The sequence below is a fragment of the Flavobacterium aquicola genome (genome assembly GCF_003385115.1).
Lineage (GTDB): Bacteria > Bacteroidota > Bacteroidia > Flavobacteriales > Flavobacteriaceae > Flavobacterium > Flavobacterium aquicola.
Genome location: NZ_QUNI01000001.1, coordinates 617,026 through 632,649 on the forward strand (window position 1 = coordinate 617,026; position 15,624 = coordinate 632,649).

Here is a 15,624-nt window from a genome sequence, read left to right on the forward strand (position 1 = left end):
AATATAATATAACACAAAAACATTTCTTGTAATGCAACTTTGTAATATAGAAATTAATAAAATAAAAACTTATGAAAAGCCAAATTAAACTTTTAGCCGCCATTGCTTTTACTGGATTATCATTCACTAATCTTCAGGCACAAACAAATTCTACAGATGGATCACATTTTGGAATTAAAGGAGGAGTAAATTTTTCCAATATATATTCTACAGAAGTCGACGATAATAATGTATTAACGAGTTTTAATGCTGGTGTCTATGGAACATTTCCTGTAGGAGATATTCTTTCCATTCAGCCCGAAATTCTGTACAGCCGAAAAGGAGGAGAATTAAAGTATGACAATGCAATCACAACAGGAACAGCACAATTTAAATTAAATTATATCGAAGTTCCTCTTTTACTAAAAGTAAACGCCACAGATAATATAAGTTTTCATGCTGGTCCTTATTTCGCATACCTGATTGATGCAGAAGTAAATAACGATGCAAGCGGAGACGCACTTGACTTTGAAGATGCTTATGATAACGATGATTTCAACAAATTTGATATCGGAATCTCTGCAGGAATCGGATTCGATTTTAATTCAATAGGTTTTGGAGCCCGCTATAATTACGGTTTCTCAACAATAGGAAAAGAGAGAGACTTTGCAGGAGAAACTTATACTATACCTGATGGAAAAAACAGTAATATAAGTTTATATCTGTCATATAAATTAAATTAAGGGTAACTATTAAAAAATAGAAATCATGTCAAATTTATTGTATTTAGCAGCAGTCATTTTGATTATATCCTGGGCATTAGGGTTCTTTGTTTATAGTGCAGGATCACTAATACACCTTTTATTAGTCATAGCGATAATCGCTGTTTTACTACGATTAATAGGCGGTAGAGCAGTTTAAATTTAAATAAAAGAAAACATGGGAACAGATAAAACAATAATCGGGGTCTTAGGAGGAATTGCAATCGGAGCAGTATTGGGAGTGGTATTTGCTCCTGATAAAGGCTCCAATACAAGAACTAAAATTATCAAGAAAGGCAATGGTATTACAGATGACTTAAGAGAAAAACTAGATAATATAACTAATTCTCTCTCTGAAAAATATAACTCATTTAAAAGCCAAGGCGAAGATTTTGCCATAAACGAGAAAGGCAAAGTCAGAGCTTAAATCAGAGCAAAGTCTTTATAAAATTATACGGAGCTCAGAATAAATTAAATTAATCTAATCTTAAAATTTATAAAAATGAAAAACTTAAAATTAACATTCGTTATAGCAGCATCAGTATTAGCTTTTTCATCTTGTAAAGACGAAAAACAGGAAAAAGCAGAAAAATCATTACATGCTTACAGCAATTATGTAGATTCCATAAACAGCGTTGAACATCAAAAAGCCGTAGAAAACTGGGCTGCGATTGAAAGTGATTATGCCAGATTAAAATCTGAAGCTGAAATTTCACTGGCTAACGCAACTGATAAAACAAAACTGCAGGACAGCTTGAATACTGCGTCAATCAGATTTGAGGAATTTAAAAATGATGTTTTAGCTGAAAAAGAAAAAGCTTCAGAGAACGATTCAAAAACAAGCAAATACAAAACATTATTTGGACCTGACTATGTAAGTGATGACATGAAGTTTAATTGGGTCAATAAAGACAATATACTAAGTGTATATGATAACTTTGTAACTACAGTTCAAAAAAATAAAGATTCGTATTCTCGTGAAGACTGGGATGAAATCAAAATTGTGTATGAAGCATTAGATTCACGCAAAAACACAGTTGAGAAAGAAGGTCTAAGCAGTCATGATAATAATAAAATCGCGGGACTTAAACTTAAGTTTGCTCCAATGTATACCGTTAATAGAATGGGAGCAAAATCAGAAGAAAATGCAGAAGCTAAAAAATAATTCAGCATCGACTTTAGAAAAGCATACAGTAAATTTATGATTGTCTTTTCTTGAAAGAAAGCAAAAAAAATGAGGCCTTCACAGACCTCATTTTTTTTATTGATTAATTTATTTATAATTTCCCTTCATAAATACTTCCTACATGGATCACTTCAGTTCTTCTATTTTCAGCTCTTCCTTTCGGCGTCTTATTACTAGCAACTGGTTTAGTCGCTCCATATCCTACATAAGATAAGTTGGCAGGATTAACACCTTTTTCAATCAATGCATCCATAACTGCTTTAGCTCTTGCCTCCGAAAGTTTTTGATTTGATGCAGCCTTACCTACATTATCAGTATGTCCTTCAATAGAGAATTTAGCGTTAGGATAATTTTTGATAATTTCTTTAATAGCGTCCAGCCTTCCATCAGTTTGACCTTTATCTGCATTTTGTAAAACTGCTTTTCCAGTTACAAAATACACTGCTCTCGCCTGAACCTTAAGTTCTTTTAAGGCTTCTTGAGTCACTTCTGGACATCCTTTATTACTTGCCGGACCTGGTACAGTAGGACAAGAATCTTCTTTATCTAAAACTCCGTCTTTGTCGGCATCTAATTCAGGACAGCCAGCATTAGCGGCCAATCCTTTTTCATTAGGACATTTGTCATCTTTATCAAGTACAGAATCTCCATCAGTATCTGGCCAAGGACAGCCTTTATTTTCAACTGGTCCCGCAATTGTAGCGCAATCATCCACATTATCTAAAACAGTATCTTTATCAGCATCACCCCATGGGCATCCTTTATTTTCAACTGGGCCTGCAACGGTTGGGCAGGCATCGTCTTTATCAAGAACATCATCTTTATCTTTATCTGGCCAAGGACAGCCCTTGTTTTCAATCGGACCCGCAGCAGTTGGACACTTGTCATCCTTATCTAAAATATTATCGTCGTCTGTATCTTTAAATTTCTTTTCATATACAGGAATTTTAAAACCAAAATAAACATCGGCTCCTTTTGACTCTTTTGAAATTAAATTTGTAATCACAGAACTGGAACCAACAAATAATGGTCCAAAACGCAATCCTGACCCTACCTGCATACCAGTGTATTCCATATAATTTATTGGCAGCGAAAAAGTAAACCATCTCGTTTCATAACGCGGCGTTAGCATCCATGTGTTTTGAGTATATGTTTGATTCAAAGTCTGTTTATCTACTAAACTTAAATTTCCAGTCATGTTCAGATAAAACTTCTTGTACATATTCCAATCAGCATCAACATGCAGCATTGTTGGCAAATTAGATTTTGAATCTTTATATGTTGTAACCGGAGCACCATAATGATCTTCTAAAAAATCTCCTATATTATCAAAATCAGAATCTTCGATATCTTGCGCAGAAACTGCTCCAGCGATATTATATACATCTTGTCTCAGGTTCTTATAATTGATATATCCAATATCTGTAAGAGACAAACCAAAACGTAATTTGTATTTATTTAAATCTCTGAAATTATTATCACTTGCTTTAGCTTTACTCAAATCATAAGACTCATAATCGGGTCTCCATTCGTAGATTAAACCCAAATCAGCACCAAAACCATTTGAATCAGGATTAAATTTCACATCCTCATTTCCTACGATAAAATCTGGATTACTTCCTATAGTTACTGACCCTGTAGTTACCAACTGACTTGTTGAGAGATCCCCAGTCTGAATAAACGCGGCTGATAAATTATCTCCATCAACATAAGAATTAATTCCTCCAACCAAATATTTGGCAGTCAAACCTCCTTTTAAGAAATGCTGCTTATTCTGCCATAACACAGCAGCGTATGAAACACCTATTTCGCCCCATGTTTGTCCAACAGCTTGTGGATTTCCTAAAGAAATTGGAGCAAAGGACTCTGCCCCATTAAAACCATCTGAAAATCTAGTAATTAATTCTCCATTTATATTATCCAAGTTTACCACAGCTCTCGCTCTTGTATAAATAGCAACAGTATGTTTTGGAGCTATATTGAACATAAATGAAGGTCCCATAATATCTGAATAGATAATTCCTCCATTATTTTTCGTAGGAGTTTTAACTCCATCCTTATCAAAATCATATGAACTCTTTGTCAAATCAAATAAGCTCGCACCATAATAATCATTGTTTAATGAGCTGCTGGTAGAAAATAGGTTTATATCCGTTTTAAAACGAGAATCAGCAATCGAAGCGGGATTAAAAAGAACCCCTTGGATTCCAGCGTAATTATCTGGAATATAGCCCATGTAGGATTGAGCGTTTGCTTTTGCAGCTAAAACTAAAAATATAAAAAGAAGTATCCTTTTGTTCATAAACAGTGATTTAGATTTTAGTAAATATTGGTTTTTATTTTTAAGACAAAATTAACAAAAAAAAGCACTTAACAAATCTATTCTTTGTTAAGTGCTAATTATTTTTTAAATGTTTTGTTTTATTTAGAAAACCTCGCTTGCCTCTTTCAATTTCTCCATATTGTTAACCAACTGCAGTTCCGCAACAATTTTCTGGATATCACCATTCATGATATTTCCTAAATCATACAATGTCAAACCAACGCGGTGATCAGTCACACGCCCTTGTGCATAGTTATAAGTACGGATTTTAGCCGAACGGTCACCAGAACTCACCTGAGAAGTACGTTTTGTAGCATCTTCAGCCTCTTTCTTAGCCAATTCCTGTTCGTATAAACGGGAACGCAAAACCGTCAAAGCTTTATCTTTATTCTTGTGCTGTGATTTCTGATCCTGACACTGCGCCACCAATCCAGTAGGAATATGCGTTAAACGTACCGCCGATTTCGTAGTATTTACCGATTGTCCTCCAGGCCCAGATGAACAGAAGAAATCCACACGAACATCATTCATATCAATCTGCACATCAAATTCCTCAGCTTCCGGAAGTACCATAACCGTCGCTGCAGATGTATGCACGCGCCCCTGAGTTTCCGTTTGCGGTACACGCTGTACACGGTGTACGCCTGCTTCAAACTTCAAAGTTCCGTAAACGTCCTCTCCAGTAACTTCAAAGATCACCTCTTTGAAACCGCCCGAAGTTCCTTCGTTCATATCCACAACCGAAGTTCTCCAGCCCTGGCTTTCGCAATATTTAGTATACATTCTGAATAAATCTCCTGCAAAAATACTGGCTTCATCACCACCCGTACCTGCGCGAATCTCTACCATCACGTTTTTGGCATCTTCAGGATCTTTCGGAATCAGCATGAACTTAATCTCTTCCTCAAGTTGAGGCAGTCTTTCCTTAGCTTCGTCCAATTGCATTTTGGCCATTTCCACCATATCAGCATCACTGCCGTCAGCAATAATTTCATTGGCTTCCTCTATATTGGCCAAAACCAAAATATATTCTTCACGCTTTTCAACCAGGGCTTTAATACTTTTGTATTCCTGGTTAAGCAGCACATAGCGTTTTTGATCAGCAATAACATCCGGCTGAATAATCAAATCCGAAATCTCATCAAAACGCTGCTTTACATATTGAAGTCTATCTAACATTTTCTATTTCCTTTTATTGGACTGCAAAATTACAATATTTTTTTTGAAAGTTTCAAGTTTAAAATTTTGCAGTTTATCAACTGTATATTATCAATACATTCTACAGGAATCAGGATACTTTTTTGGAGCTTATTCCTGCTGTCCGCTGTATCTTTTTCTTGCTAAAGGAGCAAGAAAAAGGATGCTGCTTCCAAGACGTGATAGACCTCGTTGTAAAATTTTGTAAACGGAATTCGAACGCGTGGCATAACGTCAAAAAAAAGCTCTAATAATAGTAAGGCGTAGTATACTTTTAAATTTATTTATAATATCAATTTTAAAACGGGCTACGATTTTGTCCTTTATATTTTACATCTGTAACATGTCATTTTATAAATTTTTATCGTTACCCCTTTATTAATGTTTTAAAATTGGCTATCTTAGGCTATTACTGATGACCATAAAACGTATTTTAATTTTATTAGGACATATAACAAATAAATCCTAACTCTCAGTTATTCAAATTATGAAAAACAACACATTATTACTCATTTTCTTTTTAGCAGTATTTATCAGTGCATGTTCAAGCTCCAAAACAACCGATAATCTCTCAGGTGCAAAATGGGAATTGGAGTATATTTCTGGAACACGTATTGCTTTTGAGGGTTTGTATCCAGACAAAAGACCACAAATTACATTCAATACAGCAGCAAATGAAGTCAGCGGGACTAATGGCTGTAATGGATATATGGCAAAATATACCGCTGACGGTAAATCAATCTCATTTGGAGAACCTGGACCAACAACAATGATGTTCTGTGAAGGCGGCGGTGAACAGGCTTTTTTACAAATGATGAAAAAAGTCAATAATTACTCCATCGACAAGGAAGGAAAACTCAATCTTAATATTGATGAAGTGCCAATGATGCGGTTTAAAAAATCAAATTAGTACTGAAATATGAAAAAATTAATAGTGGCAGCATTCGCAGGATTAACGATGCTAAACTGCAAAAATAAAGAACAAAAAACTGAAACAGTAAACACGGATCCGCAGGAAGTTATTGCAGAAAAAATAGCAGCCCTAGATTTAGGCTGCTATGTTTTTGACGACGGCAAAAACAACGTGTCCTTGGAAATTACCGAAAACGGAGAAGAAATCAAAGGAAATATTAGTTACGCTTTGTATGAAAAAGACAAAAATTCAGGAAAATTTAGCGGAAAATTTAAGGAGGGAATCTTGATAGCAGATTATACTTTTCTGTCAGAAGGAAAAGAATCGATCAGACAAGTTGCTTTTAAAGCCGAAGGAGACAAGCTTACTGAAGGATATGGTGAGCTTAACAGTGAAGGTACAGTATTTAAAGACATTAGCAATATACAATTTACATCAAAAATGCCACTGACAAAAACGGAGTGCAGCAAATAAAACATTATAAAAGCTAAATTCCAAAATTTTAGATAATCTTGTTATCAATTGCAAAAGAAAGAGCTTCTGCAAAATTTTTAACATCAAAAATTTGAAAAATTTTTCTTCTGTAATATTTTATTGTATCGGGTGAAACAAACATTTTTTCGGCAATCTGATTTATTGTCAAACCTTGAGCATACAATCGGAGTACCTCCTGTTCTTTATCTTTGAGTTTCGATTTTTCTTTGATAACCCAAACTTCATTTTCTAAATCCAATTCCCAAAAAAATGTCGAACCTTCTTTATTTATGATAACATTCCCGGCATTTTTATTATGTGAAACCGATACTAAACACAATGATTTCCAAACAGCTCCTTTTTGGTCAAGAAAAAGCGGTGTCAATTTATGACTGCTGAGAATAGGCTTATTGTATTTCCCTTTTAAATGAAAGTCATACGAAATGCTGTATAATTTTCGCTCTTCATTGTTCGGCAGCTTATCATAAAAATCAAATCCGGCATTGTTAATTACATTCAGTAACAGCAGATCCTCTTTGGAAACATTTTTAAAATAGAATTCATACCCCATTTCGAGCACTTCTTCAGATGAATAACCGCATAAAAACAAAGGATTATCTGAAACATATTCGAACTTCATTTTTTCGTAATCAATCACATAAACACTCTGATAGGCTATTTTTGCAAAAGATTTTACCACCTCCAGATAATTACTTAACTGAAGCTTATCCTCTTCAGCTACTGCTTTTATTTTGTTTCTGTTAAGTAATGAATGTTTTTCGTTTTCCATTTTATAAAAGTAGTAAAAACTACACAAAAGTGTAAAGTAAAAATAAAAACGATTCGCTTTTTTTGTACAGCACACTTATTTTTTATTTCGAAATCAAAATCGCATCAGATACTCTTTGAAATAAATACCGAATAATAAAAAACGAATCGTTTTTAACTATAAGAATGAATTAAAAAATTATTAAAAAAATGATCTGTAAAAACTGCAACAGCGAAGTAACTCATAACTTTTGCCCAAACTGCGGGCAGCCTTCAAAACTAAAAAGGATTGACGCACATTATATATCCCACGAAATAGAACACGTTTTACATTTTGACCGAGGTATTTTATTCACTGTCAGAGAGCTTTTTATAAATCCTGGACAAAACATTAGGAATTATATTTCCGAAAACAGAAGCCGGCTTGTGAAGCCAGTAATTTTTATCATTCTTACATCATTAATTTACACCATTATAAACCATTTTTTTCACATTGAAGATCAATATCTTAAATATGAAGGACTAGAAACAACTGCATTTGTCAAAATTTTAGGCTGGATGCAGGCAAATTATGGATATATGAATATTTTGACAAGCACATTCATAGCGATATGGCTAAAAGTATTCTTTAAAAAATACAGTTATAACTTCTTTGAACTTCTTATTATGTTATGTTTTACAATGGGAGTTTCAATGCTTATTTTTGCTTTTTTTGCCATTATACAAGGCGTTTTTCATATTAAATTATTCGGCTTGGCAGGAATTATTGGCATCATTTATTTAGTATGGGCAACAGGCAGTTTCTTTGAAGAAAAAAAGATTGCCAACTATTTCAAGGCATTAATCAGTTATTTATTAGGAATGATAACATTTTTATTTTTTATATTAGCAATAGGAATAACAATTGACTTACTGATAAAACATTAAAAACATGGAAAATAAAAAAATACCAGCATTCACGTTTGCCATAGTTGCAATCATTTTAGGAATTGTGTTATTCAAGCATTTTGATTTTAAAAATATGAGTTTTGAAAAACCGCTGTTAGATGCATTATATTTTATAATTTTTGCCTTCTCAATTTATGCTCTTATAAAAAACCGCAAAAATCAAATTGAGAAATAAAAATCTGCGACTCTGCGGTAAAAATTACTCATGCGTTTAACATTTTTCCGAGATACTAAAATTTTGCAAATTTCAAAATTAATTCTATAACATGCTTAATGAGCTGCATAACTATCTTTAAATAAATTTAAAATATAAAGTTATGGGCGCAAGTAATCAAACAGCAGTTAACAATCAGCACAAAGGTGCCGATAAAAGAAGTGATATGCGAAAACACCAATACAAAGAGCATGACGAGGTGTTGACAAATGATGAAAACTACGATGAGGATACCCACAAATTCAAAGGCGAAAAACCAGATTTTGATGATAAACTCGAAAATGTAAAAAAGAAATAAAAAATTTAAAACGTCTCCAATCGGAGGCGTTTTTATTTACATATAATCCCAAAATTTTCTGTTAGTAATTAATACTCTATAAATTTTTCTGAGTTTCTATTCTATTTAGAATTTAGAACCTTGATTCTCATATCATAAAAACTGCTTTGTTCAAATTCATTTTATCAAAAATGCAAAATAACGACAGTGAAATTATATAATTAAAAAATAAAATTCTATAAAAAAGTAATTCAATAAATTATTGAAATTTATAGAAATGACGAAATTCTAAATTCTGCAACAAATAATTGGTTTATTGTTTAAATAAACGGCTCTATTTCATTTAGCATTTTATCACAGTTCTTACCTTTTATTTATTTTTGGAATTATAAAAACACAATGAAATGTCAAAAGAATCACTCCCAAATCAAATTCTTATAGTTGGCGATACCGTTCAGGAAATGAAACAAATCAGCGAGCTGATTCATCAAAGAATTCTTTCTCCTGCTATCAGCATGGTCAATTCCGAAAAAGCTGAGACTCAAATAATCACTCTTAAATTTGATATATTAATATTGATTGCCAAAAGCTTAAACAGTAATCTTGAATCATTGATTACGGTTTCTAACACTAAAAAAGTAATTCCTGTCATCCTGATATCTGATGATACATCTCTTTCCTATTTTCAAAGTAAAAATGCCATACATACTAAAAATCAGATAATTGATTATTTGCCAAAAGACGAATTAAATTCTCTGTTATTATTTAAAAGCATCTTATATGTAATGGAGCTAAACAGGCAGCACATTAAATATAAAACTTTACAAAAGAGCTACCGGGACCTTTTTCGCATGAACCCTCTTCCTATGTGGATTTATGACTTAGAGTTATTACAATTTTTTCAAGTCAATGAAGCCGCAATTAGTAAATATGGTTACAGCAGAGCAGAATATATGAGAATGACACTTAAAGATATACGGCCTCCTGAAGATGTTATAAAACTAGAAAAAGCCGTTGATTTTGTAAAGAAACACAAAAAACTATTTTCGGATCGAATTTATAGGCATCAAAAAAAAGACGGCTCTATAATTTATGTCGAACTGGTAAGCAATTTTATTCATGTTGACAAGGTTAAATATGGTCTCGTTATGGCAAATGATATAACTGAAAGTCTCAATTACATCCAGGCAATTGAAACCCAAAACTCTACATTACAAGAAATTACATTCAACTACTCACATATAATAAGAGCACCGCTTGCAAATATGATGGGCATTTTAAATCTCGTAAAAGAAATGGATCTCAATTCGGCTGAAAGTACTGAGCTATTGGAACATCTTTTCACTTCCTGTAAGCAGCTAGATGAAAAAATAGCCGAAGTGGTAGAAAAAAGTGTTTCTTATGCACTGCCGGACAGTGCAGATTTATTTCGGTGGTCCGATGTTGGATAACCAAAATAAGTCATTGTCCAGCATTTTTTTTACTTACATTCTAAAAAAGTGATTGAGAGTTTCTTGAATATAGAGCTGCCAAAAATCTTGAAAACATAATAAAATTCAATTTTTAGGATTTATCTCAAATAAATTGTCAGATACTCAAAGATTGGTGATTTTTATATCTGCATAAGCCCAGCTTTTTGCAATTAAAACATCCATTTCTTTCACCTTTGCCTGATTGTTTAGTTTTTCATATGCTAATTTTAGTCCGTGTTGTGCCCAGCCGTTATTCGGAAATTTTTTCAAGTCATCTTGATAGGTTTTTATTGCATCATTGTATTTGCCTGCTTTAATCTGAACAATACCCAAATGATGTCTTACAGAGAAAAACCAGTCTGGCGGTTCGTTATAATTCAGGTTATCTTCAATGGCTGCCGCTTCTTTTAGCAGTATAATGCTTTGGTCATATTTCCCTTCTGAGGCTAAAATTTCACCATCTAATATTTTACTGGCAATGTGCAATATGTTATCCAAAGAATTGATTTCCCAAATAGTTATTTTTTTCATGTAGGGATCATTAGCTGTTATTTCAAGTGCTGCCAATTCTGCCTTTGCTTTCTCGCTGTCTTTTTTATGCAAATAAGCCATTCCTTTACCATAATGAGCTATTGCTGCAGGATATTTTAGGGTATCAGAAATCAATTTCATTTTTAAAACAGCATCCCATTTACCAAATTTAACAGCAACAAAATAAGGTATAGTATAATAGTGCTGAAGACCTTCCCAGCCAGGTGTTATCATTGTTTTGGGATGCACAAGTTTTGAAGTTTCATTAGCAGCCAGCATCGTCCATTTATAATTCCCTTCCAAAGTGGCACAAGCAGCCATAAAATGATAGTTATGCGGATAATATCCAAGCGGATATGCACCTTGAGCGTGACACTGCGTTACATAAATACTGTCTTTTTTAACCGCATTAATATTAGCCAAAGTACCTTTATGGTATTCGCCGGTTCTAATATAGATATGGGAAGGCATATGAACCAAATGACCCGAATTTGAAACAAGTCCTTTATCAAAAAGATCAGCCGCGGCATTTCCTCTCTGTGGAGTACCCGAAGCCTCTACCGCATGAATATAAAAATGATTGGCTCCAATATGTTTCGGCTCTCTTCTTAACACTTTTTCCAAGATAGATTCAATTTCAGGCGTCCACTTTTTTGGGATTCCGCTTTTATCATACAAATCCCAGGGATGTAAATTCATTATAGATTCAGCATATAAAACAGCAATAGTATTGTCCTCAGGAAATTTTTCAGCGACATCCTTCATAGCTTTAGAATATGCGACATCCAATAAATATCTGTCTTCAGCTGGTTTCGCTACATACCTTTTTGATAGTGCATAAATCAATGCTTTTTCTTTTTCTGTAGAATTTGCAGTTAATTTAATTGCCTGCTGAATGGCACTGTAAGCTCTTTGATAATTATCTTTATCCATTCCTGCATTATAATTTGGTCCTAAAACATATGCATAACCCCAAAAACACATAGCAGATGTAGGATCTAATTTTGTGCCATAATAGAATGAACGAGCTGCTTCGGCATGATTAAAACCAAAAGCAAAAACCAATCCTTGATTAAAATATTTTTGAGCTTCTGCATTTTTTGTAGTTATTACATATTCAATAACGTCCATGCCTTCAAAAAAAGGTGCTTTGTTGTCTGATTCAAACCATTTAGCATCTGTAGTTTCTGGTGCACAGCTGTAATTATTTTTACCTGCTAGTATTTTCTTTTCCAATTCTGGCGCTTTTTTACAGGAAAACAATAAAACACAAATAAGTCCGGTTAATTTAAAGATCTTCTGCATAACTTTATATTTAGGCTATCAAATTTAATCAATATCATAACACATTAAAAATAAATCTATTATGTTTTTATTTCATTTAAAATAAAGTCCTTTTAATTGTTAATTTCTTAGTTAGAAATTTTCAGCAATACATAACTCCAAATGATTTATTTCAATACCAATTTCTAAATTCCTAATTTCGCTTTCAAATTATAAAGAGAAAAATGAAGGTCTGTATTGCCGAGAAACCAAGTGTAGCACGTGAAATCGCATCCGTTTTGGGTGCAAATACCAAGCACGATGGCTATTATGAAGGCAACGGTTATGCCGTGACCTACACTTTTGGGCATTTATGCACCTTGAAGGAACCCAACGATTATAAACCGCATTGGAAAAGCTGGGATTTAAACAATCTGCCGATGCTTCCAGAAAAATTCGAAACCAAAGTGGTACAGAATTCGGGAATCCAAAAGCAGTTCAAAATTATAAAAAGTCTTTTCGACAAAGCCGATGTGGTCATCAACTGCGGGGATGCCGGTCAGGAAGGAGAACTCATTCAGCGCTGGGTGATGAACGAGGCAAATTACAAAGGCGAGATACAGCGTTTATGGATTTCGTCCTTAACCACCGAAGCTATCAAAGAAGGTTTTGAAAACCTGAAACCATCTGCCAACTACGATAATTTATACTACGCCGGATTTTCCAGAGCCATTGGCGACTGGTTATTAGGTATGAATGCAACCCGCTTGTACACCGTAAAACACGGTGGTTACAAACAAGTTTTGTCCATCGGTCGGGTACAAACCCCTACTCTAGCAATGGTTGTTGATCGTTTTAAGGAAATTGAAAACTTTAAACCTCAGCCCTACTGGGAACTTCAGACATTATACAGAGAAACACTTTTCAGTTACGAGGAAGGCCGTTTTCTAAAAAAGGAAGATGGTGAAATCTTAGCCGAAAAAGTCAAGGAAAGTGATTTCGAAATTGTTTCGGTCGAAAAAAAGAACGGTAATGAATATGCCCCGAAGCTTTTTGACTTAACGGGTTTACAGGTGTACTGCAATCAGAAATTTGGTTTTTCAGCAGAAGAAACACTTAAAATTGCACAGACTTTATACGAGCAAAAAGTAATCACCTATCCAAGAGTTGACACCACTTTTCTGCCAAATGACATTTATCCGAAAGTGCCTGGAATTTTAAAAAATCTGACAAATTACAGCGAATTAACCCAGCCGGTTTTAGAAAAAAAAATCAAAAAATCACCGAAGGTTTTCAACGACAAAAAAGTAACCGATCACCACGCAATTATTCCAACGGGAGTGCAGAATAATCTGCCGTACAATCAACAGCAGGTGTATGATATTATTGTAAAGCGATTTATTGCGGTGTTTTACGATGATTGTTTGGTAGCCAATACGACAGTCATTGGAAAAGTGGCTGATGTTACTTTTAAAGCCACTGGAAAAGAAATCTTAAAAAAAGGATTTAGAATTGTCTTTGAAGACCCAAACGCTAAAGAAAAAGAAGCCGATATATTGCCGAGTTTTGTTGTAGGCGAAAAAGGTCCGCACCAGCCTTCCTTTTTACAGAAAGAAACCAAACCGCCCAATCAGTTTACCGAAGCGACTTTGCTACGCGCAATGGAAACCGCCGGTAAACAGGTTGATGATGAAGATCTGCGCGAACTGATGAAAGAAAACGGTATTGGTCGTCCATCAACGCGGGCGAATATTATCGAAACGCTTTTCAAACGGCAATATATTGTTCGAAATAAAAAACAGGTTCTGCCAACACCAACTGGAATTCAATTAATTGATACCATTCAGAATGAATTGGTCAAATCGGCAGAACTTACAGGTTCTTGGGAAAAACAGCTGAAAGATATCGAAAAAGGAGAATTTACCGCTGGTGCATTTATCAAAAACATGAAAAGCATGGTTGAAGCTTTGGTTTTTGAAGTGCGGAGCGAAACCCGTCACGCCAATATTTCGCACGCAGCAACGATTCAGATACCAATTATAAAAGCCGAGAAAAAGAAAGTGGACGGAATTTTGGCGGAAGCCTGCCCAAAATGTCAAAAAGGAAATATCCTGAAAGGGAAATCGGCCTACGGATGCAGTGAATACAAATCAGGCTGTGATTTTGTACTGCCGTTTGTTTTTGCAGGCAAAAAGATTACTGAAAGCCAATACCTGCGATTGGTTCAAAAAGGATCGACTGTAAATATAAAAGGTTTTAAAATGGATTCTGAAACAGTCGAAGGCTTAATCCGCTTTGAAGAAAATTACAAACTGAAATTAGAACCAAAGAAAACTGAAACCAAAGCCACTACTGCTACAGCTTCGGATTCATTGATATGCCCGAAATGTAAAAAAGGAACAATTCTGAAAGGCAAAACTGCTTATGGCTGTGGTGAATACAAATCCGGCTGTGATTTTAAAGTAACTTTCGATGAAATCAGGGCAAAACTTGGAGACCAAAAACCTACAAAGGAATTGGTTTATGCAATTTTGACTGATAACTTATAATATTGAACTTACTTAAAATTTACCGCAAAGTCCACAAAGGAAAAGCAAGGAACGCAACGCTTTGCGAACTTTGCATAATTCTTAGCGAACCTTGCGGTTATCTTTGATTATAGTTAGCAAACAATTTTTTCTTAATTTAGCAGTAATCTAAAAACAAAAACTCCTATCATGTTTCAAAAAACAACTCTCATACTGCTTCTGTTAGCCATTATTTCCTGTAAAAACCCTGAAGCCACTGAAAAAGATCAAATAAAAACTGCCAATTGGTTATTGGGAAAATGGGAATCGAAAATAGACGACGGGGATCTTTCGGAGAATTGGAAACAGGTCAATGACAGCACTTTTCAAGGTGAATCATTTTTCATTAAAGGGAAGGATACTTTACACTTTGAGTCCATAACATTACAGCAAAAAGGAGAAGAACTTTTCTATAATGCCATTGTAAAAGGACAAAACGAAAACAAAGCAGTAACTTTTACACTCACAAATAAAACCGAAAAACAGCTGGTTTTTGAAAATCCAAAACACGATTATCCGCAAAAAATCATTTATACACAAATAAACAAAGACAGCCTTGTAGCATCTATCTCGGGAGTCCAGCAAGGAAAAGCAAGCGCAGAAAAATTCGGAATGAAAAAGGCGGAACCTCAAAAATAACAATCTTTAATTTACAAACTAAACCACTCTGCACTGAAAGTGCAGAGGTTTGTTTTACGAGGGACTGAAAGTCCCTCATTTTTTCATTCGAGAATGAAATTTGAATTATCAT

General features: G+C 34.3%; 16 protein-coding genes. 12 read left to right on the forward strand and 4 right to left on the reverse strand.

The window, feature by feature from the left end:
* Positions 1-71: 71 nt before the first annotated feature.
* The 4 genes from C8P67_RS02500 (at position 72) to C8P67_RS02515 (ending at position 1,905) form a co-directional block, all read left to right on the forward strand.
* The gene (locus C8P67_RS02500) at positions 72-722 is read left to right on the forward strand and encodes a porin family protein (RefSeq protein WP_115810020.1); all 651 of its coding nucleotides are present in this window, start codon (positions 72-74) and stop codon (positions 720-722) included.
* 25 nt (positions 723-747) lie between these two features.
* A complete protein-coding gene (locus C8P67_RS02505; protein ID WP_115810022.1) occupies positions 748-900 on the forward strand; it encodes a lmo0937 family membrane protein in 153 nt (50 codons plus the stop codon).
* Between the two features lie 18 nt (positions 901-918).
* Positions 919-1,167: a YtxH domain-containing protein gene (locus C8P67_RS02510; RefSeq protein ID WP_115810024.1), complete on the forward strand. Its 249-nt coding sequence runs from the start codon at positions 919-921 to the stop codon at positions 1,165-1,167.
* Between the two features lie 75 nt (positions 1,168-1,242).
* The gene (locus tag C8P67_RS02515) at positions 1,243-1,905 is read left to right on the forward strand and encodes a hypothetical protein (RefSeq protein WP_115810026.1); all 663 of its coding nucleotides are present in this window, start codon (positions 1,243-1,245) and stop codon (positions 1,903-1,905) included.
* Positions 1,906-2,017: 112 nt separating this feature from the next.
* Here C8P67_RS02515 and C8P67_RS02520 read toward each other — a convergent pair whose 3' ends face one another.
* Entirely contained in the window at positions 2,018-4,228 is a 2,211-nt protein-coding gene (locus C8P67_RS02520; protein ID WP_115810028.1) for a DUF5723 family protein, read from the reverse strand.
* A gap of 123 nt (positions 4,229-4,351) precedes the next feature.
* Entirely contained in the window at positions 4,352-5,428 is a 1,077-nt protein-coding gene (prfA, locus tag C8P67_RS02525; RefSeq protein ID WP_115810030.1) for a peptide chain release factor 1, read from the reverse strand.
* 505 nt (positions 5,429-5,933) lie between these two features.
* On the opposite strand from prfA, the gene C8P67_RS02530 reads away from it, so the two are divergent.
* A complete protein-coding gene (locus tag C8P67_RS02530) occupies positions 5,934-6,356 on the forward strand; it encodes an META domain-containing protein (protein ID WP_115810032.1) in 423 nt (140 codons plus the stop codon).
* Positions 6,357-6,365: 9 nt separating this feature from the next.
* Positions 6,366-6,833, forward strand: a complete 468-nt coding sequence (locus tag C8P67_RS02535; protein ID WP_115810034.1) for a hypothetical protein — start codon at positions 6,366-6,368, stop codon at positions 6,831-6,833.
* A gap of 28 nt (positions 6,834-6,861) precedes the next feature.
* On the opposite strand, the gene C8P67_RS02540 is transcribed toward C8P67_RS02535, so the two are convergent.
* Positions 6,862-7,623, reverse strand: a complete 762-nt coding sequence (locus tag C8P67_RS02540) for a response regulator transcription factor (RefSeq protein WP_115810036.1) — start codon at positions 7,621-7,623, stop codon at positions 6,862-6,864.
* Positions 7,624-7,811: 188 nt separating this feature from the next.
* Between C8P67_RS02540 and C8P67_RS02545 the strand changes: the two genes are divergently transcribed.
* From C8P67_RS02545 to C8P67_RS02560, 4 genes are all read left to right on the forward strand, one after another.
* On the forward strand, positions 7,812-8,528 hold the full coding sequence (locus C8P67_RS02545) for a DUF3667 domain-containing protein (protein ID WP_115810037.1): 717 nt from the start codon (positions 7,812-7,814) through the stop codon (positions 8,526-8,528).
* Between the two features lie 4 nt (positions 8,529-8,532).
* Positions 8,533-8,724 carry a hypothetical protein gene (locus tag C8P67_RS02550; RefSeq protein ID WP_115810039.1) on the forward strand — a complete coding sequence of 64 codons (192 nt, stop codon included), beginning with the start codon at positions 8,533-8,535 and terminating at the stop codon, positions 8,722-8,724.
* Between the two features lie 142 nt (positions 8,725-8,866).
* Positions 8,867-9,061, forward strand: a complete 195-nt coding sequence (locus C8P67_RS02555; RefSeq protein WP_115810041.1) for a hypothetical protein — start codon at positions 8,867-8,869, stop codon at positions 9,059-9,061.
* A 383-nt stretch (positions 9,062-9,444) separates the two neighbouring features.
* Complete coding sequence (locus C8P67_RS02560) at positions 9,445-10,491, forward strand: PAS domain S-box protein (protein ID WP_115810043.1); 1,047 nt, start codon at positions 9,445-9,447, stop codon at positions 10,489-10,491.
* Between the two features lie 144 nt (positions 10,492-10,635).
* On the opposite strand, the gene C8P67_RS02565 is transcribed toward C8P67_RS02560, so the two are convergent.
* Positions 10,636-12,348, reverse strand: a complete 1,713-nt coding sequence (locus C8P67_RS02565) for a tetratricopeptide repeat protein (RefSeq protein ID WP_115810045.1) — start codon at positions 12,346-12,348, stop codon at positions 10,636-10,638.
* Between the two features lie 203 nt (positions 12,349-12,551).
* On the opposite strand from C8P67_RS02565, the gene C8P67_RS02570 reads away from it, so the two are divergent.
* Together C8P67_RS02570 and C8P67_RS02575 are read left to right on the forward strand one after the other, a co-directional pair.
* Positions 12,552-14,855 (forward strand): type IA DNA topoisomerase, encoded by a 2,304-nt coding sequence (locus C8P67_RS02570; protein ID WP_115810047.1) that lies wholly within the window; start codon positions 12,552-12,554, stop codon positions 14,853-14,855.
* A 168-nt stretch (positions 14,856-15,023) separates the two neighbouring features.
* On the forward strand, positions 15,024-15,512 hold the full coding sequence (locus C8P67_RS02575) for a DUF6265 family protein (protein ID WP_115810049.1): 489 nt from the start codon (positions 15,024-15,026) through the stop codon (positions 15,510-15,512).
* The last annotated feature ends 112 nt before the right edge of the window (positions 15,513-15,624 follow it).